The 21,275-nt window shown below is 74.0% G+C and carries 17 protein-coding genes and 1 riboswitch; of the genes, 6 read left to right on the top strand and 11 right to left on the bottom strand.

Translation table 11 applies throughout. The features are described 5' to 3' along the window. Positions 1–4: 4 nt before the first annotated feature. Complete coding sequence (locus ACN27C_RS10755) at positions 5–1,822, bottom strand: glycerol-3-phosphate dehydrogenase/oxidase (RefSeq protein ID WP_121686490.1); 1,818 nt, start codon at positions 1,820–1,822, stop codon at positions 5–7. A 68-nt stretch (positions 1,823–1,890) separates the two neighbouring features. On the opposite strand from ACN27C_RS10755, the gene ACN27C_RS10750 reads away from it, so the two are divergent. From ACN27C_RS10750 to ACN27C_RS10740, 3 genes are all read left to right on the top strand, one after another. Continuing rightward, positions 1,891–4,305, top strand: a complete 2,415-nt coding sequence (locus ACN27C_RS10750) for a S8 family serine peptidase (RefSeq protein ID WP_422751069.1) — start codon at positions 1,891–1,893, stop codon at positions 4,303–4,305. A gap of 43 nt (positions 4,306–4,348) precedes the next feature. Continuing rightward, positions 4,349–5,275 (top strand): GNAT family N-acetyltransferase, encoded by a 927-nt coding sequence (locus ACN27C_RS10745; RefSeq protein WP_422751068.1) that lies wholly within the window; start codon positions 4,349–4,351, stop codon positions 5,273–5,275. Between the two features lie 70 nt (positions 5,276–5,345). Continuing rightward, positions 5,346–5,588 (top strand): hypothetical protein, encoded by a 243-nt coding sequence (locus ACN27C_RS10740; protein WP_120572890.1) that lies wholly within the window; start codon positions 5,346–5,348, stop codon positions 5,586–5,588. Between the two features lie 71 nt (positions 5,589–5,659). Here the strand turns inward: ACN27C_RS10740 and groL are convergent, their stop codons facing one another. The 3 genes from groL to ACN27C_RS10725 all read right to left on the bottom strand — a co-directional run bounded on the left by groL (position 5,660) and on the right by ACN27C_RS10725 (position 9,241). Next, on the bottom strand, positions 5,660–7,282 hold the full coding sequence (groL, locus tag ACN27C_RS10735) for a chaperonin GroEL (protein WP_018787968.1): 1,623 nt from the start codon (positions 7,280–7,282) through the stop codon (positions 5,660–5,662). A gap of 274 nt (positions 7,283–7,556) precedes the next feature. Continuing rightward, positions 7,557–8,747, bottom strand: a complete 1,191-nt coding sequence (locus tag ACN27C_RS10730; protein ID WP_422751067.1) for a hypothetical protein — start codon at positions 8,745–8,747, stop codon at positions 7,557–7,559. Between the two features lie 290 nt (positions 8,748–9,037). After that, positions 9,038–9,241, bottom strand: coding sequence for a cold-shock protein (locus ACN27C_RS10725; protein WP_013288855.1), 204 nt, complete (start codon positions 9,239–9,241; stop codon positions 9,038–9,040). Positions 9,242–9,459: 218 nt separating this feature from the next. Between ACN27C_RS10725 and ACN27C_RS10720 the strand changes: the two genes are divergently transcribed. Beyond that, positions 9,460–9,975, top strand: a complete 516-nt coding sequence (locus tag ACN27C_RS10720) for a GNAT family N-acetyltransferase (protein ID WP_357799553.1) — start codon at positions 9,460–9,462, stop codon at positions 9,973–9,975. Positions 9,976–10,035: 60 nt separating this feature from the next. On the opposite strand, the gene paaN is transcribed toward ACN27C_RS10720, so the two are convergent. From paaN to ACN27C_RS10700, 4 genes are all read right to left on the bottom strand, one after another. After that, entirely contained in the window at positions 10,036–11,709 is a 1,674-nt protein-coding gene (gene paaN, locus ACN27C_RS10715) for a phenylacetic acid degradation protein PaaN (protein WP_422751066.1), read from the bottom strand. Between the two features lie 52 nt (positions 11,710–11,761). Next, on the bottom strand, positions 11,762–12,781 hold the full coding sequence (locus ACN27C_RS10710) for a GNAT family N-acetyltransferase (protein ID WP_252448317.1): 1,020 nt from the start codon (positions 12,779–12,781) through the stop codon (positions 11,762–11,764). Positions 12,782–13,076: 295 nt separating this feature from the next. Next, positions 13,077–14,366, bottom strand: a complete 1,290-nt coding sequence (gene thrC, locus ACN27C_RS10705; RefSeq protein ID WP_422751065.1) for a threonine synthase — start codon at positions 14,364–14,366, stop codon at positions 13,077–13,079. A gap of 12 nt (positions 14,367–14,378) precedes the next feature. Beyond that, a riboswitch (SAM riboswitch) is annotated at positions 14,379–14,511 on the bottom strand. 72 nt (positions 14,512–14,583) lie between these two features. Beyond that, complete coding sequence (locus ACN27C_RS10700; protein ID WP_422751064.1) at positions 14,584–15,558, bottom strand: DMT family transporter; 975 nt, start codon at positions 15,556–15,558, stop codon at positions 14,584–14,586. Between the two features lie 89 nt (positions 15,559–15,647). Between ACN27C_RS10700 and ACN27C_RS10695 the strand changes: the two genes are divergently transcribed. Together ACN27C_RS10695 and ACN27C_RS10690 are read left to right on the top strand one after the other, a co-directional pair. Then, on the top strand, positions 15,648–15,956 hold the full coding sequence (locus ACN27C_RS10695; RefSeq protein WP_422751063.1) for an ArsR/SmtB family transcription factor: 309 nt from the start codon (positions 15,648–15,650) through the stop codon (positions 15,954–15,956). 7 nt (positions 15,957–15,963) lie between these two features. Then, the gene (locus ACN27C_RS10690; RefSeq protein WP_422751062.1) at positions 15,964–16,605 is read left to right on the top strand and encodes a DUF4232 domain-containing protein; all 642 of its coding nucleotides are present in this window, start codon (positions 15,964–15,966) and stop codon (positions 16,603–16,605) included. A 54-nt stretch (positions 16,606–16,659) separates the two neighbouring features. Here the strand turns inward: ACN27C_RS10690 and ACN27C_RS10685 are convergent, their stop codons facing one another. The 3 genes from ACN27C_RS10685 to ACN27C_RS10675 form a co-directional block, all read right to left on the bottom strand. Next, positions 16,660–17,106, bottom strand: a complete 447-nt coding sequence (locus tag ACN27C_RS10685) for a DoxX family protein (protein ID WP_422751061.1) — start codon at positions 17,104–17,106, stop codon at positions 16,660–16,662. Between the two features lie 152 nt (positions 17,107–17,258). Next, the gene (locus tag ACN27C_RS10680) at positions 17,259–18,176 is read right to left on the bottom strand and encodes an ABC transporter permease subunit (protein ID WP_194801866.1); all 918 of its coding nucleotides are present in this window, start codon (positions 18,174–18,176) and stop codon (positions 17,259–17,261) included. Continuing rightward, a complete protein-coding gene (locus ACN27C_RS10675) occupies positions 18,176–21,040 on the bottom strand; it encodes an alpha/beta fold hydrolase (RefSeq protein WP_422751060.1) in 2,865 nt (954 codons plus the stop codon). The genes ACN27C_RS10680 and ACN27C_RS10675 overlap by 1 nt, the downstream gene beginning before the upstream one ends. Positions 21,041–21,275 lie beyond the last annotated feature (235 nt).

Below are 21,275 nucleotides of genomic sequence, written 5' to 3'. Positions count from 1 at the left end.
TCCCCTACCTGGGGGAGGCCGGAAGTTCAACGCCCGGGCCGTCGGTGCCCCGGTCGGCCGCGAACCCGCGCACGTCGGGCGCGCCGAGGCGGGCCGCGTCGGCCGCGATGTCGTCCGTCATGAGCTGCGACTCCCGCTCGGCCAGCACCCGCGCCCGGTAGTGGGCGACCTCCCGGTCCCGGGTCGCCGCGTCCCAGCCGAGCACCGCGCCCATCAGCTCCGCGGCGTGCTCCGCCGACTCCAGGCCGCGGTGGCTGGTCTCGATCGAGATCCGGGTACGCCGGGTGAGCACGTCCTCCAGGTGCAGCGCGCCCTCGGCGCGGGCGGCGTACGTCACCTCGGCGGCCAGGTATTCCGGTGCGCCGGCCAGCGGCGAGCCGAGCAGCGGATCGGCGTCGACCAGGGCGAGCAGGTCGAGCGTGAGGGTGCCGTAGCGCTCCAGCAGGTGCTCGACCACGCCGACCGCCACCCCGTGCCGGCGGGCCAGGTCGGCCCGGTCCCGCCACATGGCCGCGTACCCGTCGGCGCCGAGCAGCGGCAGGTCGGCGGTACGCGAGGGGCGGGTCCGGCCGAGCCGGTGCATCGCGCGGTCGACCACGTCGGAGGCCATCACCCGGTAGGTGGTGTACTTGCCGCCGGCGACCAGCAGCAGGCCGAGCATCGGCTCCACCACCGCGTGCTCGCGGGAGAGCTTGGAGGTGGAGTCCGCCTCGCCGGCCAGCAGCGGGCGCAGCCCGGCGTAGACGCCCTCGATGTCGGCGGTGGTCAGCGGCCGGTCCAGCACCTCGTTGACCTGCGACAACAGGTAGTCGATGTCGCTCGCGGTCGCGGCCGGGTGGGACCGGTCGAGTTGCCAGTCCGTGTCGGTGGTGCCGATGATCCAGTGCCCGCCCCAGGGGATCACGAACAACACGCTCGTCGCGGTACGCAGGATCAGGCCCGTCTCGCCGACGATCGCCGAGCGGGGCACCACGAGGTGCACCCCCTTCGACGCCCGGACCCGCAGCTTCGGGCGCAGCCCGACGTCGTTGAGCATCCGCGACATGTCGTCGCTCCACACGCCGGTGGCGGCGATCACGGTGCGGGCGCGTACCTCGAACTCGGCGTCCGGCGAACCGGCGGGCGCCTCCAGGTCGCGGACCCGCACGCCGGTGACCTCCCGGGCCTGGCGGATCAGGCCGACCGCGCGGGCGCTCGTCACCACTGTCGCGCCGAGGCTGGCCGCGGTGCGCGCCAGCGTCACCACCAGGCGGGCGTCGTCGACCTGGCCGTCGTAGTAGCGGATCGCGCCGGCCAGCTTGTCCGGGCGCAGGCTGGGGAAGATCCGGCGGGTGCCCTCGCGGGTGAGGTGCCGGTGCAGCGGCATGCCGCGCCCGCCGCCGAACACCCCGGCGAACGCGTCGTACGCGGCCACGCCGAGGCCGTAGTAGGAGCGGCGGAAGAAGCGCCGGGGCAGGTCACGCGCGCCGCCCTCGGCCGGGAGCGGCACCAGGATCGGCACCGGCCGGACCAGGTGCGGCGCGAGCCGCGTGGCGAGCAGGCCGCGCTCGGTCAGCGCCTCGTGGACCAGGTGGAACTCCAGCTGCTCCAGGTAGCGCAGGCCGCCGTGGATCAGCTTGCTGGACCGGCTGGACGTGCCGGCGGCGTAGTCGCGCGCCTCCACCAGGGCGACCTTCAGCCCTCGGGACGCGGCGTCGAGCGCGGCGCCCGCTCCGGTCACGCCGCCGCCGATGACCAGCACGTCGAACCGCTCGGCCCGGAGCCGGCGCAGGTCGTCGGCGCGGCGCTCGGCGGAGAGCCGGCCGGCCGTGGATCGGGACACACTCGGGTCACGCACCAGTCAACCGTAACCGTCCCGGGCGCGCCGCGACACGTCCCGGCCGTACCGTGATGACCATGCTGACCGGCCCGCCGCCCGCCCCCGTACCGCCGCCGCCACCGCGCGAGACCGGTCCGTGGCCGGTCGTCGCGGCGGTGGCGACCGGGGTGTGGATCGTGCTGGTCACCGTGCCGGGCCAGATCACCGGCTGGCTGGTCGACCAGGTGGCGCTGGTGATCGGCGCGGACCGGCCGGTGGCGGGCTGGCCGGTGGTCGCGGTGGCCACAGTGCTGCTGGCCGGCGCCCCGGCGCTGGCGCTCGCGCTCGCGCCCCGCTCCCCCGCGCTGCGGGCGACCGGCCGGGCCTGGACCGCTGCCGTGGTCGCGCTCGGCGCGACCACGCTGCTGCGGACGGTGCCGCCGGTGCACCACGAGGCGTACCTGGCCGCGCTCGCGGTGACCGCCGCGGCGCTCGCGCTCGCCGCCGTCCGGCTCGGCCGCGTCCGGCCGCCGGTCGTGGTGGACGCGGTCCCGGAGGGCCGGTTCGGGCCGGTGTCGCTGCTGGCGATCGCGGCCGGTCTGGCCGTGCTGCTGCCCTGGGCCTGGGTGGGCGCGCTGGGCGGTGCGCTGGAGACGCTGCTCGCCGGCCTGGCCGCCGCCGCGCTGGGCGCGCTCGCCGGGGCGCTTCTCGGCGCCGGCTTCTGGGCCGCGTTCGGGCCGGGTCCGGCCCGGCTGGTGCTGGTCGGCGGTCTGGTCGCGGGCGTGGCGCTGACGCCGCTCGCCGCCGGTGCCGGGCAGTCGGGCATGCAGTTGCCGGCGCTGCTCCTGCTGCCGCCGCTCGGTTTCGTGCTGGCCGCGCTGGAGGCGGCGGCCCGCCACGCGGGCCGCCCGGCCGGCTCCGCGCCGGCGCGCCGGCTGGTCGGGCTCGCCCTGCTCGGCCCGCTCGCCTTCACCGACCCGGAGGAGGTCAGCCTCCTGCTCTCCGCGACCCGCGACACGCCGTTCTGGGTCGCGGTCGGCACCGGCGTGGCGTTCGCCGTCGCGGTCGTCCTGGCCGTCGGGTACGGCGTGCTGCTCGCCCGGTCCCGCGCCCGCGCGCCCCGGCGCGGTCCGGCCGCGCTCGCAGCCGCCGCGCTGCTCGCCGCCGTCGCCGTGGTGTACGTCGTTCCCGGCCGGCCGGGACTGTACGGCGAGCGGCTGCTCGTGGTGCTGCGCGAGCAGGCCGACCTGACCGGCCTGCCGGCCGGGACGCCGGGCCGGGCCGGGCGGGACGCCCGGGCGACCGAGGTCTACCGGCGGCTGGTGGCCACCGCCGACCGCACGCAGGGCGACCTGCGCCGCAAGCTGACCGGGATGCGGCTGAACCCGACGCCGTACTACCTGGTGAACGCGATCGAGACGGACGGCGGCCCGGCGGTACGGGCCTGGCTGTCCAGCCGTCCCGAGGTGGCCCGGGTGCTGGTCAGCCAGCGGCTGCGCCCGCTGCCCGCGCCGGCCCCGCAGGCGCGCGGCGACGCGCCGGCACCGGCCGGCCCGGCCTGGAACGTCTCGCTGATCGGCGCGGACCGGGTCTGGTCCGAGCTGGGCGTCACCGGGTCCGGCGTGGTGGTGGGCAGCTCCGACTCCGGGGTGGACGGCCGGCACCCGGCGCTCGCGGACGGCTTCCGGGGCGGCGACGACTCGTGGTACGACCCGTGGGAGGGCCGCCGCTCCCCGGCCGACCGGGGTGGCCACGGCACCCACACGCTCGGCAGCGCGGTGGGCCGGGACGGGATCGGCGTGGCGCCGGGCGCGAGCTGGGTCGGCTGCGTCAACCTGGACCGCAACATGGGCAGCCCGGCCCGCTACCTCGACTGCCTCCAGTTCATGCTGGCCCCGTTCCCGGACGGCGGGGACCCGCTCACCGACGGCCGTCCCTCCCGCGCCCCGGACGTGCTCACCAACTCGTGGGGCTGCCCGCCGGTGGAGGGGTGCGACCCGGGTGCGCTGCGACCGGCGACCGCCGCGCTGACCGCGGCGGGCATCCTCGTGGTGGCCGCGGCGGGGAACACCGGCCCGTCGTGCGGCTCGATCGCGGACGCGCCCGCGCCGTACCCGGACGTGCTGACCGTCGGGGCGGTGGACCGGCAGCGGCGCGTCACCGAGTTCTCCAGCCGCGGCCCGGCGCCGGACGGCCGGGCCAAGCCGGACCTGGTCGCCCCCGGTGCCGCGGTGCTCTCCGCGATGCCGGGCGGCGGGTACGCCACCCTGGACGGCACCTCGATGGCCACGCCGCAGGTCGCGGGCGTGGTGGCGCTGATGTGGTCGGCGAATCCGGCGCTGGTCGGGGACCTGGAACGGACCCGGGCGATCCTGCGCGACACCGCGCAGCCGGTCGCCCAGCCCGCCGGGGCGGACGCCTGCGGCGGACCGCAGGACGTCTCCGGCGCCGGGCTGGTGGACGCGTACGCGGCGGTGCGCGCGGCCCGGTCCGCGGCGACCGGTTAACAACCCTGTCCATTGGCCTGCCGATGTTCTAGGGTCGGCGTCCATGGACGTGGAGATCATCGAGCTGGGCCGGGACCGGCTGCCCGAGGTGGTCGAGCTGTGCCGGCTGTCGTTCGACCTGCCGGAGGACGCGGCCGAGGCGTCAGCGGTGGTGCTCACCGTGGCGGAGCGGGCCGAGGCCGACCGTCCGGTGCTGCGCCTCGGCGCGGTACGCGACGGCGCGCTGGTGGGCGTACTCGTCGGGTCGCTGTCGGCGGCCGATCCGCGCCTGGGCCACGTCGACCTGGTCGCGGTGGCGCCGACGGACCGCCGCCAGGGTGTGGGCGGGGCGCTGCTGGCCGAGGCGGAGAGCCGGCTCGGCGCGCTCGGGGCGGCCGAGGTGCTGCTCGCCGGCAACCCGCCGCACTACGCCTGGCCGGGCATCGACGTGCGCTACACGCCGGCGGTCTGCGCCGCGCAGCGGCTCGGCTACCGGCAGGACCGTACCGCCTGGAACATGACCGCCGACCTGTCCGAGGGGTCGGCGGCGCTGCGTCCGACCGGGGCCGCCGAGCAGCGGCTGGCCGGGCGGGGCGTGACGGTACGCCGGGCCGGCGCCGACGACCTGCCGGCGCTCGCCGCGTTCGCCCGGTCCACGTTCGGCGGCGCCTGGGACGGTGAGCTGGCCGGTTCGCTGGGGCGGCCGGACGCGGGAGTGCACCTCGCCGAGCGGGACGGCGAGATCCTCGGGTTCGCCGCGTACGGGTCGGCGCGGCCGAGCTGGTTCGGGCCGATGGGCACCGCACCGGCGGCGGAGGGATCCGGGATCGGTGGCGTGCTGTTGCGCCGCTGCCTGCGCGACCAGGCGGCCGCCGGGATCACCGCGGCGCAGATCGGCTGGGTCGGACCGGTGCCGTTCTACTCGAACGCGGCCGGGGCCCGGATCGAGCGGGTGTTCTTCCTCTACCGGAAAGCCATCAAAGGGGCATAGACGTCAATAGCGCCATTCGGCCTCCTTCGCCATCGACCGGGCTCTACGGTCGGAGCAGAGGAGGCGGTGCATGACCACGAATGACGAACGGGCCGAGGATCCGGCGGCGGCCCGGCGCCCGGCCGACGAGCTTCCCGGCCAGCTCCCGTTCGACCGGCTCGACGTCGGCGACGCCGAGCAGCTCGCCGAGCTCACCGGCACCGACGGGCCACCGGTGGAGGAGCAACGGCAGCCGGTGGACGAGCCGAGGCGGCCGCCACCGCCGTACGACAGGGCGCACAAGCGGCGCAACCAGCGCCCGCTGCCCACCTGAGCCGGGTACGCGAAAGGGGGCGGACCGCTGACGCGGCCCGCCCCCTTCGGCGTAACTGGGTGGAGCTGGACTCAGAAGTCCATCTCCCCGCCACCCGGACCGGCCGGGGCGGCCGGGGTCTTCTCCGGCTTGTCCGCCACGACGGCCTCGGTGGTGAGGAACAGCGCGGCGATCGAGGCGGCGTTCTGCAGCGCGGAACGGGTCACCTTGGCCGGGTCGATGATGCCCGCGGCCAGCAGGTCCACGTACTCGCCGGTCGCGGCGTTGAGGCCGTGACCCGGGTCGAGGTTGCGGACGCGCTCGACGACGACGCCACCCTCCATGCCGGCGTTGACGGCGATCTGCCGCAGCGGGGCGTCCAGCGCGATCTTGACGATCTGCGCGCCGGTGGCCTCGTCGCCGGCCAGGTCCAGCTTGTCGAAGGCGGTCTTGCCGGCCTGCACCAGCGCGACGCCGCCACCCGGGACGATGCCCTCCTCGACGGCGGCCTTCGCGTTGCGAACGGCGTCCTCGATGCGGTGCTTGCGCTCCTTCAGCTCGACCTCGGTGGCCGCGCCGACCTTGATCACCGCAACACCGCCGGCCAGCTTGGCCAGACGCTCCTGCAGCTTCTCCCGGTCGTAGTCGGAGTCGCTCTTGTCGATCTCGGCCCGGATCTGGTTCACCCGGCCCTGGATCTGCTCGGCGTCGCCGGCACCGTCGACGATGGTGGTCTCGTCCTTGGTCACCACGACCTTGCGGGCGCGGCCCAGCATCTCGAGGCCGGTCGCGTCCAGCTTGAGGCCGACCTCCTCGCTGATGACCTGGCCACCGGTGAGGATGGCGATGTCGGTCAGCATGGCCTTGCGGCGGTCACCGAAGCCCGGCGCCTTGACGGCGACCGACTTGAAGGTGCCACGGACCTTGTTGACCACCAGGGTGGCGAGGGCCTCGCCCTCCAGGTCCTCGGCGATGATCAGCAGCGGCTTGCCCGACTGCATGACCTTCTCCAGGATCGGGAGCAGGTCCTTCACCGACGAGATCTTGCTGTTGACGATCAGGATGTACGGGTCGTCGAAGACGGCCTCCATACGCTCCGGGTCGGTCATGAAGTAGGCGGAGATGTAGCCCTTGTCGAAGCGCATGCCCTCGGTGAGCTCGAGCTCCAGGCCGAAGGTGTTGCTCTCCTCGACGGTGATGACACCTTCCTTGCCCACCTTGTCCATCGCCTCGGCGATGATCTCGCCGACGCTGGGGTCGGCGGCGGAGATGGAGGCGGTGGAGGCGATCTGCTCCTTGGTCTCCACGTCCTTGGCGAGCTTGAGCAGCTCCTCCGAGACGTTGGCCACGGCCGCCTCGATGCCCCGCTTCAGGGCCATCGGGTTGGCGCCGGCGGCCACGTTGCGCAGACCCTCACGGACCAGGGCCTGGGCCAGGACGGTCGCCGTCGTCGTGCCGTCACCGGCGACGTCGTCGGTCTTCTTCGCGACCTCCTTGACCAGCTCGGCGCCGATCTTCTCGTACGGGTCCTCGAGCTCGATCTCCTTGGCGATGCTCACACCATCGTTGGTGATGGTGGGGGCACCCCACTTCTTCTCGAGCACGACGTTGCGGCCCTTGGGGCCGAGGGTCACCTTCACGGCGTCGGCGAGCTGGTTCATGCCCCGCTCGAGGCCGCGGCGCGCCTCTTCGTCGAACGCGATCATCTTGGCCATACGGCGTTGTCCTCCTGGACACTCACGGGCCACCCGGATGCCCGGATGGGCCGTCTGGTGTACGCACCTTGGGGACGTCGCCACCTGGCGACGACGACGTCTCCTCGGTCGGGCCGGACAGCCCGCGACGACCGGCCTCGTACCGCTCCGGCGCCCCTTCGGACACCGGCGCGGCCGTGGCCCTACCGCCCCGACCTTCTGGCACTCACCGTACGCGAGTGCCAATGACTTGTTTAGCACTCTCCCTAGCCGAGTGCAAGCACGACAGCCCCGCTCAGCCGAGTTCCGCCGCCAGCCGGGCCGCGTTCACCGGGCCTTCCTGAGCCCGCTGTTCGGCGTACGTGACGACCAGCCCGACCTGCTGCGCCAGGTACGCCGGGGCAGCCAGCAGGGCGCCGAATACGGCCAGCGCCACGGCGCCGATCGCGGTGCCGACGGCGTTCATCGGCTCGACACCGAACGCCGCCCCGCTGATCCCGCCCACCACGGCGTCGAGCACCGTTGCCGCGAGGAGTACCGCGATCACCAGCGCGACCCGGCCCAGCACCATGCCGAACCGGTTGTGGAACATCCGCCACGCCCGCCCGATCGGCTCCCGCCGCTCGAACAGGTAGACCGGGCCGAACAGGGCCAGCGCGAACGCGGCGTAGAGGCCGGGCAGCAGGCAGAAGCAACTGCCGATCATGACCAGCAGCGAGACCAGGAGGGTCCAGCCCCACAGGCCGAGGGCACGGCGCAGCCCGTACCGGAAGGCGGCGCCGAGTCCGGTCGGTTCGCCGGCCGCCTGGCGGGCGACCACCCAGGTGCCGGCGGCCCAGCCCGTCGCCTGGAGCAGGCCGAAGACCAAGCCGGCGGCCAGGAGCACGCCGTAGAAGGCGAACATCTGCCCCCAGAAACCGGCCGGCAGCACCGGCGCGCCGTCCGGGGCGGTCGCCAGCTCGCCCTCCGGACTGAAGACGAGCGTGAGGACGCCGATCACCGCCGCCGGGACCACCTGGGTGAGCAGCACGATCGGCAGCAGTTGCCGCCAGCCGCGCCGCAGCGCCGCGGTGCAGCGGGCGAACCAGGGACCGATGCCCGCGTGCGGCGGGTTGACGAGCGGATCCTGCGGGTCGATGCCGGGATACCAACCGGCGTACGCCCCGGGACCGGCCGGCACCGGGTACGCCGCACCGGGGACCGGGTAGGCCGCGCCGGGCATCGGATAGCCCGGGTACGCGGGGCCGCCGCCCCAGCCCGGCGGCGGAGTACCCGGCGGAGCGGTCCAGCCCTGGGGTGGAGTGCCCGGCGCGGTCCAGCCGTGCGGCGAGGTGCCCGGCGCGGTCCAGCCCTGCGGGGTGTGGCCGGGTGGGACGTCGCCCGGCGCGGTCCAGCCCGGCGGGGCGCCCCAGGCGGGTTGGCCGGCCGGGTTCGGGACGCCGGGCTGCGGGCTGTCGTACCCCGGCTGGTCGGGCACGATCGGCACGGGGCCGGTATGACCGGCCCACGGGTCGGCCCCGGACGCGCCGGAGCCGGGCGTGGCCCCTCCGGTGGCCCCAGACGGTCCCGGTGCCGGATCGGCAGCAGGAGGTGGGGGCGCGGTCGGGTCGGCCGGAGGGCCGGACGCCGCCGGCTCGGTGGAACCCGACGGGGGCAGATCGGACATGGGCCCTCCTCAGCGACTACGGCTGGAACGGCTCATGATCTTCCATGGTGGCCGGCCGCAACGCAGCCCCCGGTCCGGGGTCCGATTGCGGGAGCACCGCCCGCCGCGGTTCAGGCGATGACGCGGACCCGCTCGGCCTGCGGACCCTTCTGCCCCTGCGCGATCTCGAACTCGACCCGCTGACCGTCGTCGAGCGCCTTGTAGCCGTCCATCTCGATCGCGGAGAAGTGGACGAAGACGTCCTGCCCGCCGTCGACGGCGATGAAGCCGTAGCCCTTTTCGGCGTTGAACCACTTCACGGTGCCCTGTGCCACGGTGCACTTCCTCACTCTGCGCGGCGTTCCAACACCCGGAGACCGGCGGACCGGCACCGGCGGCGCACCGATTCAGCGATCGGTGATGCTGAATTCAGTGACCGAAATCGCACGCTACACGAGGCGTGACGACGGCGCACGACCACAAATCGGGCATATTCCGGGGCGTACGCGGGCCTGTCGCACACCCACCGCGAACCGTCCGGTATGCATGCGGCATGACCAGCGCGACCACCACGACCACCGTCCGCCGGGTCCGGCCGACCGACGCCGCCCGGATGCGGGCGCTCCGGCTGGAGATGCTGGCCGACTCCCCGCTGGCCTTCCTGGAGACGGTGGCCGAGGCCGCCGCCCGGCCGCACGCGGAGTTCGCGGCCCGGGTCGCGGCCGTCTCCCGGGGCGACCACACCGCGCAGTTCGTGGCCGACCCGGGCGGCCGTCTGGTCGGCCACGCCGGCGGCATCGCCGCGCCGGACGAGCCGGGCCTGACGCTCGTCTACGCGGTCTACGTGACGCCGGCCCGGCGGGGCAGCGGCCTGCTGGCGGCGCTCGTCGACGAGGTGGCGGCCTGGTCGCGCGCCTGCGGACGGCCCGAGCTGATGATGGAGGTGGTGGTCGGCAACGACCGCGCCTACCGGGCCTATCAGAAGCTGGGCTTCGTGGACACGGGGGTACGGGTGCCGCACCCCCGGATCACCGGCCTGCACGAACTCCAGATGCGCCGCCCGGCCTGAGGACGCCGCCGGGTGCGCCGGTCGTCACCGCGACGACCGACGCACCCGGGATGCGGTGACTCAGACGTGCCGGCGGCTCTGCACGATGCGGAACCGGTTGGCGACGTACGCGCCGTCGGTCAGCGCCGAGTTGGCCGCCGCGTTCGCGCCCGAGCCGTGGAAGTCGGAGAACGCCGCCGACTGGTTGACGAACACCCCGCCGGTCAGGTTGCAGGACAGGTGCACCCCGGCGTCGATCGCCGCCTTCTCGGCCTCGTCCAGCACCGCCTCGTCGGTGGAGTAGACGCCCGCTGTGAGCGCACCCTTCTCTCCCACCGTCTCGCGCAGGATGCGCAGGCTGTGCTCGGTGGAGTCGGTGGCGATCGCGAACGAGATCGGCCCGAACCACTCCCGCGAGTAGGTCGCGGTGTCGGACGCGTCCAGCTTCACCACAGTCGGCGTACGCACCACCGCGCCGGGGAAGGACGGGTGCTCGACGGTGCGCGACTCCAGCACCGGCTCGCCGACCTTGGTGACCTCCTCCAGCCGCTCCAGCACGCCGTCGTTGACGATCGCGCCGGTCAGCTCGACGCCCCGGGCCGGGTCGGCGGTCAACTTGGCGACCGCGCCGGCGATCCCGGCGGCCACCTCGTCGAAGCTCTTGTGCCCCTGGTCGGTTTCGATACCGTCGCGCGGGATCAGCAGGTTCTGCGAGGTGGTGCACATCTGGCCGCTGTACAGCGTCAGCGTGAAGCCCAGGTTGCGGCAGAGCCCGGCGAAGTCGTCGGTGGAGTCGATCACCACCGTGTTCAGGCCGGCCTTCTCGGTGTAGACGGCGGCCTGCCGGGCGTTCGCCTCCAGCCAGTCGCCGTACTCGGTGGAGCCGGTGAAGTCGACGATCTTGACGGCCGGGTGCAGGGCCAGCGTGGTGGCGAGCTTCTCGCCGTCGGTCTCGGGGGCGAGCTGCACCAGGTTCGGGTCGAAGCCGGCCTCGGCGAGCACCTGGCGGGCGTACCTGACGGTGATCGCCAGCGGCAGCACCGCGCGCGGGTGCGGCTTCACCACCACCGGGTTGCCGGTGGCGAGCGAGGCGAACAGACCGGGGTACGAGTTCCAGGTCGGGAACGTGTTGCAGCCGATGACCAGCGCGACCCCGCGCGGCACCACGTGGAACGTCTTGGTCATCCGCAGCGGGTCGCCCTTGCCGGCGGCCTTCTCCCAGCCGGCCGTCCCCGGGTGGCGGGTCATCTCCGCGTACGCGTAGGCGACCGCCTCCAGCGCCCGGTCCAGCGCGTGCGCGCCACCGGCCTGGAACGCCATCACGAACGCCTGGCCGCTGGTGAACTGCACCGCGTTCGCCAGCTCGAACACGTTGCGGTGCAGCCGGTTCAGGATCTCCAGGCAGACACCGGCCCGGGCCTGCGGGCCCGCGTCGCGCCAGGCGGGCAGCGCGGCGTTCGCGGCGGACACCAGCTGGTCGGCGCCCGCGTGCGGGTAGCGCACGTCCAGCGCCACCCCGAACGGGCTGACCTCGGTGGCCACTGTGGTGCCGTCACCGGCCTGGTCGAGCGGGAAGTCCTCGCCCAGGTACGCCTCGAAGGCGGCCTTCCCGTCGGCGGCGGCGGTCTCGCCGTACACCCGGGGGCTGGGCGACTCGGGGTAGGCCGACCAGTACCCGCGCTCCGCGATGGCGGTCAGCGCCCGGTCGAGGGTCTCGCGGTGCCTGTCGTACAGGGGGTGCGGGGTCTCCGTCATGCCCGCCATCATGCAACAGGAAGGCACCAGATCAGTAGGGGCGTGTCACAACTCAGATCGTCAACTGCCAGTCGACGGAACCGGCGGCGGGGCGGAAGCCGAGCTGTTCGTTGATCCCGATCATGTGGCGGTTCGCCGCCGCGTTCCAGGTGTCGACGACCCGCAACGCCGGTTCGTGCGCCAGCGCGTACGCCAGGTTTCCGGCCTTGCAGAGCAGGCCGAGCCGGTGGCCGCGGTGGTCGGGGTCGACGATGGTGATCTCCTGCCAGGCGTGACCGGTGCTGCCCGCGTCCAGGCCGAGCTGGGTCCAGCCGACCAGCCTGCCGGACGCCTCGTGCACCACGCCGGTGTTGTACCGGCGTACGCCCCGGGCGTCCAGCGCCCGCTCCGCGTCCCGCACCCGCGCCGCGTCCATCTGCTCCGGCTCCCAGTCCAGCTCACCCATCGGCGCGTCGACCAGCAGCCGGCCCTGGAGGTAGGCGACGTCCGCGACGTACTCCTCAGGGGTGTGGTCGCGCCACCGCACCGGCCGGTATCCGGTCGCCGCGGCGCGGGCCTCGGCCAGCAGCGCGGACAGCCGGTCGCGGTCGAGCCCGGCCACGTCGAGGCGGCGGCGGACGTCGGCCAGCGCCGGTTTGGCGCCCATGGCGGCGGCGAACGCGGCACCGGGGAACACCCGGTCCTCCTCGCCGGGCAGCGCGGCGACCGTCGCGCCGACGAGCCGCTTGCCCCCGTGCTCCCGCAGCAGCCGCACCCCGTGCTCGTGCAGCGCGCGCCCGATCCCCCGCCGCCGGTACGCCGGGTCCACTGTCAGTTCGACGCTCGCGTTCTCGGTGTTGTCGATCGTGTGCAGGTAGAGCCGCAGCCAGCCGACCGGCGACCCGCCGAGGCGGGCCACCAGCCAGCGCGTGTCGATGCCGGGCATCGGATGCGACAGCGGCGCCTCGAACCGCCGCCGGCAGGGGTCGGGCAGGTCCGGCTCGTCGACGGCCTGCGCGGCGCACGCGATCCGGTAGACCGCGTCGAGCGTCTGCCGGTCGGCCGGGTCCAGGGGCGTCACGGTGAGCGTCATGCCACCAAGGGTGTGCCGGACACAGCGAAGGGGCCAGCGGTTTTCCGCCGGCCCCTTCGGACGTTGGTCGGGAGGGACGTCCGCACAACGCCTCCGGCGTTGGGTCGCAAGAACTTGAAAAGTCTCCGGCGGATGCCCTCCCGCACGAAGCATCTTGCGCCGTCCGGTTCCTGCCGTCAAGTCCTTGAGGGCGGTTTTCTGGCACTCACCGCACATCACCGGTTACCCACCGGTCTCACCCGATCCCCCACCCGGGCGAGCCCACCTCCCCCACCCGGCCGAGGCCGGCTCCGGGTCAGGCGAGGAGGCCGGCGTCGCGGGCGGCGCGCAGGCTGGGCTTGATGCGGTGGGTGGGGCCGACCTGGGCGGCCACCGCGTCGAGCGTCTTCAGGCCCTCGCCGGTGTTGAACACGACCGTCTCGGCGGCCGGGTCGAGCCGGCCGGACTCGACCAGCTTGCGCAGCACCGCGACCGTCACGCCGCCCGCCGTCTCGGCGAACACCCCGGTGGTACGGGCGAGCAGCCGGATGCCGGCGCGGATCTCGTCGTCGTCGGCGTAGTCCATCCAGCCGCCGGTACGGCGGACCGCCTCCAGCGCGTACAGCCCGGCGGCCGGGTCGCCGATGTTCAGCGACTTGGCGATGCCGGCCGGCTTGACCGGTGTGATCGTGTCGGTGTCGCCGTGCAGCGCGGTGGCGATCGGGTTGCAGCCGGCCGACTGCGCGCCGAACACCTTCCAGCCGCCGGCCGGCGCCTCGACCAGCCCGATCTCGACCAGCTCGGTGAACGCCTTGTCGATCTTGGTGAGCAGCTCGCCGCTGGCCATCGGGATGACCACCTGGGCCGGGATCCGCCAGCCGAGCTGCTCGGCCACCTCGTAGCCGAGCGTCTTGGAGCCCTCCGCGTAGTAGGGGCGCACGTTCACGTTGACGAACGCGGTGTCCTCGAACTCGTCGGTCTCCACCAGCTCGCCGCAGAGCCGGTTCACGTCGTCGTACGAGCCGTCGATGGCGACCAGGTCGCCGCCGTAGACAGCGGTGGTGACGACCTTGCCCTGCTCCAGGTCGCCGGGGATGAAGACGATCGACGGCACGCCGGCCCGGGCCGCGTGCGCGGCGACGGAGTTGGCGAGGTTGCCGGTGGACGCGCAGGCGTAACGGGAGAAGCCGAGCGCCCGGGCCGCGGTGAGCGCCACCGAGACGACCCGGTCCTTGAACGAGTGGGTGGGGTTCGCGCTGTCGTCCTTGACCCAGAGCGGCGCGGTGAGCCCCAGCTCGGCGGCGAGGTGCGGAGCGGCGACGAGCGGGGTCAGCCCCGGGTCGAGCGTGACCCGGATGGCCGGGTCCTGACCGGCCGGCAGCAGCGCCGCGTACCGCCAGATGTTGTCCGGACCGGCCTCGATCCGCTCGCGGGTGACGGTGGCCAGCGCGGCGGTGTCGTAGTCGACCTCCAGCGGCCCGAAACACTCGTAACAGGCGTGCTGGGCGGCGAGCGGGTACCGCGCCGAACAGGCGCGGCAGACCAGGGCGCGGGCCGGGCTGAGGGTGGTGTCGATACCGGTGGCGACGGGAAGCGTCGACGTCATGTCGAGGATTTCCTCTCATCTTTCCCCGCATCGCCGGGTGCGGCGGGGACGGAATTGGCACCTGCCCGCCGTCGCTCGTCGTCGAGCGTGCGGGTGGTTGCCGGGGCGTCGTCGGGCCGTATCCCTCAGCCCCTCTGGATGAGGTATTCAGTTGTGCCGCCGAGTCTAGGCGCTGCTCACGGCCGCGCCACCCCGGGATCCCACGCTGTGGGCCGGCTCAGCGTCCGACCACCGCGACCGGGTCCACCACCGCGGGCCGGTCCACCACCGCGACCGGCTCCGGCGCCGTCGTGGCCGGCGCTGCCGACCGGGTACGGGTGACGAGGTTCGCGGCCACCAGGGCGGCGATGGTCAGCCCGGCGCCCACCAGCTCCAGCGCGACCGGGCGGTAGCCGCGCAGGATCTGCACCGCGAACGTGGCCACCGGCACCAGGTTCATGAACAGCGCGGCGTCGGCCGGGCCGAGCCGCCGTACGCCGGTGTTCCACGCCAGCACCGCGAGGACGGCGGCGACCAGCACCGCGTACGCGAGCTGGGGAGCGATCGCGACGAGGTCGGCGGCGGCCGGGGCGTGCTGGAGCCCGGTGAGGTCGGCGACGGCGCTGGCGGCGAGCATGGCGAGCATGCCCGCGACGGCGGTCAGCGTGGTGTAGCGCAGCGCGGACCACTCCGGGAACCGGCTCGCGCCGTGGGTGTAGAACGCCCAGCCGAGCACGGCGCCGATCATGAGCAGCCCGCCCCAGCCGAACTGGCCCAGTCCGTCGAGCCGGCCGCGGGTGATCACCAGACCGACGCCGGCCAGGGCGACGAGCGAGATGCCGAGCAGCGCCGGACGCGGGCGGACGCCGTCGCGCGCCCAGCGGACGAACTGGGTGACCAGCGGCACGGTGGCCGCGAACAGCGCGATCTGCTGCGGTGCGGCGTGGCCGAGGGCGAGGTTCATCAGCGTGTTGAACCCGGCGAAGCCGAGCGCGCCGAGGAGCACCACCTCGACGCCGCGCCGCTGGGTGGCCAGGGCGGCGACCCCCTCGCGGGCCAGCAGCAGGGCGAGCAGCACGGCGGTGGCGAGCACGTAGCGGGCGGTGGTCAGGTTGAGCGCGTCCACGCGGGTGAGCGCGCTGGCGAGCACGGGGAACATGACGCCCCAGCTGACCGCGGCGAAGATCGGGAGGGTGGCGTGACGGGAACGCATCGCAGCTCCTATGTTCGAATACCGTCGAACCAACGGCACGACTCTAGGAGCTTGTTCGACGGTTGTCGAACATAGGTTATCGTAGTCACATGGAGCTGCACGAACCCGAGCTGCGCGCAGTACCGGTCACGGCCGTGCTCGCGGCGCTGGCCGACGACGTCCGGCTCCAGATCGTGCGGGCGCTCGCGCCGGGCGGGGAACACGCCTGCGGCTCGTTCGAGTTCGGCGTCTCCAAGGCCACCCGCAGCCACCACCTCAAAGTGCTGCGGGAGGCCGGCCTGACCCGCACCCGGGTCGCCGGCACCACCCGCTACGTGCGGCTGCGCCGCGAGGAACTGGACCGTCTCTACCCGGGCCTGCTCGACGCGGTCCTCGCCGAGCGCGGCGGAGTGGCATGATCGCCGGATGCGGAGACCGGCGCGCCTGATCGGCGTCCTCACCGGCGTGACGCTGATGGCCGCCTGCACCCCGGCCCGGGGGCCCGCGGACGGACTGTCCGACCCGCCGCCGCGACCGGGCGCTCCCACCGCCGACCCCACGCCCGCCGCCACCTGCTCCCCGGAGGGCATCGCGATCACCGGGCTCGGGGTGAGCGCCGCGATGGGCCTGCGGGCGATGGGCCTGGAACTGCTCAACTGCGGCGACCGGCCGTACGAGCTGCGCGGCTATCCGGCGGTCACGCTCCGGGACGCCGACGGCGACCCGATCGAGGTGCGGATCATCCCGGGCGCCAAGCCGATCACCTCCGGCTTCGACCACCCGCCCACCCGGATCGTGCTGGCCCCCGGCGAGCGGGCCGGCGCGGCGCTGATCTGGCGGAACCTGGTCACCGACCCGACGGTGGTGGCGACCGACGGCAGGGAACTCGACGTCGCGCCGGTGGCCGGCCGGCCGGCGCACCCGGTCGCCCTGGACGGGCCGATCGACCTCGGCAACACCGGCCGGCTCGGCGTCAGCGCGTGGGAGCGCCGGAAGCCCGACCCGGCCGGCACACCCACGCCGGCCGTCCCGCCGCCGCCCACGACTGCGCCGGTCAATCCGCTGTAGAACCAGAGCCCGGCAGGGATCACCCCGACCGGGTTCTGGTTCGCCGCCGCGGACTCAGGCCGGGACCGAGGCCGGGGCCGCGGTGGGCTCGGTCGCGATGGACCGGCGGCGGGCCAGCAGCGTGTCGAGCGCCCAGTTTCCCGGGCCGAGCACCGCGACCAGCAGGAACGACCAGCAGAAGAGCGCGGCCAGCTCGCCGCCGTTCTGCATCGGCATCAGGTGGTCCGGCTGGTGCACCACGAAGTACGCGTACGCCATCGAGCCGGAGGCGAGCAGCGCGGCCGGCCGGGTGAACAGGCCGACGAGCACCAGCGCGCCGCACACGAGTTGGATCAGTGCCGCCCACCAGCCGGGCCAGGTGCCGAACGGGACGGCCCCGCCGGTGGCCGGGTTGCCGCCGAAGACGCCGAAGATCGAGGCGGTGCCGTGGCAGAGGAAGAGCGCGCCGGTGACGATGCGGAACAGGGACAGCACGGGGGCTTTCAGCTGCGCCGGGATCATGGGAAACCTCCTGGTACGGGTGCCGGACGCCGTCCAGGATGGCGGGACTATTGATTGATGTTAATCGATTTCCTTGCAGGCGGGACAATCCTGTGGGAACGCTCCCATGATATGGGCCGGACCACGCCCGTGGCGACCCCGTCCGCCTCACCTCAGCTCGTGACGTCCTTGCGGGTGAAGCGCCAGAACGCCAGACCCCAGAACAGCGTGGCGTAGACGACCGCCGAGAACGCGCCCTTGACCACGTCGTCGGTCTGCATCGGCGTCGACAGCAAACCCAGCCAGGCGCTGCTGTAGTGGGTCGGCAGCAGGTTCCGCAGCCCGCCCAGCGCGGTGATCTGGTCCAGGATGCTGGACAGGATCCACAGCAGCACCGCCCCGCCGACCGCGCCCAGCGCGGCATCGGTGGTCACCGACAGCAGGAACGCCAGCCCGGCCACCACCAGCAGCACGACCGCCAGATAGCCGAGCACGCCGAGCAGCCGCAGCAACCCGTCAGCCGGGGCCAGCTCGGCCGAGACCTGGCTGCTCAGCGGCTTCCAGCCGTACCGGAGCGTGCCGGCGAGCAGCGCGGTGCCGGCCAGCAACAGCAGGGCCAGCCCGGAGTACGCGAGCGCGACGACCAGCTTCACCGCCAGCAGCCGGGCCCGGGGCACCGGCACCGCCAGCAGGTAACGCAGGCTGCCCCAGCTCGCCTCGCTCGCCACCGTGTCGCCGCAGAACAGCGCCACCACCACGACCAGCAGGAACGACGCGGACACCAGGATCGAGAACAGGGTGAAGTTGAGCCCGCCCGAGGTGGCCAGGTCGGCCAGGCTGGAGAACTCGCCCCGCCCGCCGCCGTCGTCGTCCCCGGCGTCGAACTGGAACGCCACCAGGATGATCAGCGGCAGCAGCACCATGAACCCCAGCGCGAGCTGGGTACGCCGGCGCGACGCCTGCCGCCGGAACTCCGCCGCGAACGGGAGCGTGGCCGAGGGCCGGTAACCGGCCGCCGCCCCGCCCGCGCCCGGCGCCGCCGTACCGGACGTGCCGCCACCAGGCGACGATGCCACAGACGAACCCGCCATCACCGGTCCCCGCTTCCCCGAGAGTTCTCGCCCACCAGGGCGAGGAACGCGTCCTCCAGGCGGCGCCGGGGCACCACCCGGTCCACCCCGATGCCGGCGCGGACCAGTTCCGCCACCACCTCGCTGCGGGCGGTGCCGTTGGTGTCGACCACCAGCCCACCGTCGACGTCGGGCAGCACCCGTACGCCGCCGAGCCGGTCGAGCACCGTACGCGCCGCGTCCGGGTCGCTCACCTCGAACAGCACGCTCGGCGACTCGCCGACGATCTCCTCCACCGGGCCGGACGCCACGATCCGGCCCTTGTTCACCACCACCGCGTGCGTGCAGGTCTGCTCCACCTCGGCCAGCAGGTGGCTGGAGACCAGCACCGCCCGGCCGTCGGTGGCGTAGCGCTGGAGCACCCGGCGCATCTCGGCGATCTGCGGCGGGTCCAGCCCGTCCGTCGGCTCGTCCAGCACCAGCAGCTCGGGCAGGCCGAGCATGGCCTGGGCGATGGCCAGCCGCTGACGCATGCCGTGGCTGTACTTCTTCGTCCGCCGGTGCACCGAGTCGCCCAGGCCGGCGATCTCCAGCGCCTCGTCGAAGTGCGCGTCCTCCCACGGCCGGCCGGTCGCCCGCCAGTACGCCTTGAGGTTGTCCAGGCCGGACAGGTGCGGCAGGAAGCCCGGTCCCTCGACCAGCGCGCCGATCCGGGACAGCACCGGCGAGCCCGGCACCAGCCGGTGACCGAAGACGTAGATCTCACCGGCGGTGGGCTGGGTCAGCCCCATCAGCACCCGCAGCGTCGTGGTCTTGCCCGCGCCGTTGGGCCCGAGCAGGCCGACCACCTGGCCGGGGTGCACCTCGAAGTCGACGTCGGACACCGCGACGAAACCGTCCGCGTACTCCTTGCGCAGGTTGCGCACGGCGAGCGGGACGCCCGCGTACTCCGGGTGCACGGAGTCGTCCTGGCGACGGTGCCGGCGACGGGTGAGCAGCACGACCACGACGAGCCCGGCCACGATCGCGGCGAGCAGTCCGGCCAGCGCCCAGCGCCAGATCGTGGCGGTGGTGGGGATCGGCGTGGCGTCGACGGTGGGCAGCGTCAGCGGCCCGTCCGCGAGCGCCACCGTGTGCACGGCCGGTTCGGCCGGCGAGGCGTACGCCTGGTCCGACGTCGCCACGACGAGCCGCAGCCGGTGCCCGGCCTCGACCCGCCGGACGATCCCCGGCAGCGTCACGGTGACCGGCGTGGCCGCGTCGACGGTGGCCGGCAGGCCGGTCAGGCGCACCGGCGCGACCAGGCCGGACGGCAGCGTGGCCGCGCCCTGCGGGTCGACGTCGTAGAGCTTCACGAACAGCACCGCCTCGCCGGTCGGTGAGGCGGCCCTGATCCGCACCGTGGGCGCGCCCACCACGTCGACCGGCTCGTCCAGCGGCGCCGACTCGAAGCGGGCGTGCTGGCCGGGGATGTCACCGGCGACGCCGTCCAGCAGCGAGCCGAGCGCGCCCGCGAACGGCACCGAGGAGATGGCCGCCGGGTTGCCGTTGGGCGGCACGGCGACCGGCTGCGGCGGACCGGCGAGGGTCACCTCGCGGCGACCCTCACCGGTCAGGCCCGGATAGTCGGCGATGCGGAAGCCGGTCGCCACCAGGCCCCGGTCGAGCGCGTCGAACCCGGCGATCCGGGAGAACGTGAACGTGTCGCCGGGGGCCGACCCGTCCCCCTTGACGTAGTGGTCGAGCCACTGCGCGGTCAGGAACTTCACCCGGTCGGAGTCGGAGGTGGGCCCGGAGCCGCCGTCGTGGCCGCCGGTGAACCAGGCGACCCGCACCGGTGTGCCGGCCGCGGCGATGCCCCGGGCGTTGGCGTCCGCCTCGGCCAGCGGGAAGAGCGTGTCCGCCTCGCCCTGCACCAGCAGCGTCGGCGACTTGATCCGGTCCAGCACGCCGGCCGGCGACGACCGGCGCAGCAGCTCGACCGCCGCCGCGTCGGCCCGGCCGGTGGTGGCGATGCGCAGGTACGCGGCGCAGACGTCGGCCGCGAAGCGCCCGCAGGACGGGTCGGCGGCGCCGGCCGGCGCGCGACCGGGACCGCTGCCCGGCCCGGCGCCCGGCTGCGGGCTCGGCGGGCCGGCGGACTCGGGTGCGCCCTCCGGTGCGGCGGCGGTGGCCCCGGAGAGACCGGCCGGGCCGGATCCGGCGTTCCCGCCGCCGCCGAAGAAGATGCCCGCCCAGCCCTTCTTGAACACACCGTCGGTGGGCTGCCGGCCGCTGCTCTCCGGCAGGAAGGCCCGGGACAGGTCGTTCCAGGTGATCATCGGGACGATCGCATCGATCCGCTGGTCCTGCGCGGCCAGCAGCAGGGCCAGGCCGCCGCCGTACGAGCCGCCGACCACACCCACCCGGGGGTCGCCGGCCGCGTCGAGGCGGATGTCCGGCCGCTGGGCGAGCCGGTCGAGCAGCCGCTGCGCGTCCCGCACCTCGTAGTCGGGGTTGTCCAGGTGGATCTGGCCGCCGCTGCGCCCGAACCCGCGGGCGGTCCAGGTGAGCACCGCGTACCCGCGGGCGACCAGGTCCTCGGCGTCGGAGCGGACCGAGTCCTTGGTCCCGCCGAAGCCGTGCGCCAGCAGCACCGCCGGTACCCGGTTGGACGAGGAGGCGTCCTCCGGCAGGTAGAGCGTGGTGTCCAGGTCGACCGGCTCGTCGCCGGAGGGCCCGGAGCGTACCGTCACCGTCTCCGGCTCGGTCCGGAAGTCCGTGCCGCCCGGCCGGGCCACCCAGACCAGCGCGGCGGCGACGAGGACGACCACCACCACTGCGGCGACGGTGCGGCGCGGACGGCCGGCCAGGGCGCGCCGGAGCCGCGCGGCGGTTGATCTCATGCGCCACACGGTACGGGCCGACGGCTGAGCATTCGCTGAGATCCGCCGTACGTCTGTCCGGTTGCACCGATCGTCGCGTAGCGTCCGTCATCCGCCAAAGGTCCAGAGCATCCCAGCGGGACGAATTCGGATCATGTGAATTCACATCTACGGGCGCAAACCACCGTCGATGTCACTTCTCGGCTACACGATCGCACGCTACGTACCATTCGCCCTGACACAGGGTCACCCAAAG

Origin of the sequence: Micromonospora sp. WMMD1219, assembly GCF_049315215.1 — a bacterium.
Taxonomy (GTDB): Bacteria; Actinomycetota; Actinomycetes; order Mycobacteriales; family Micromonosporaceae; genus Micromonospora; species Micromonospora tulbaghiae.
The sequence above is the reverse complement of the archived record's forward strand: the minus strand, read 5'-3'. Positions and strand labels throughout refer to the sequence as shown.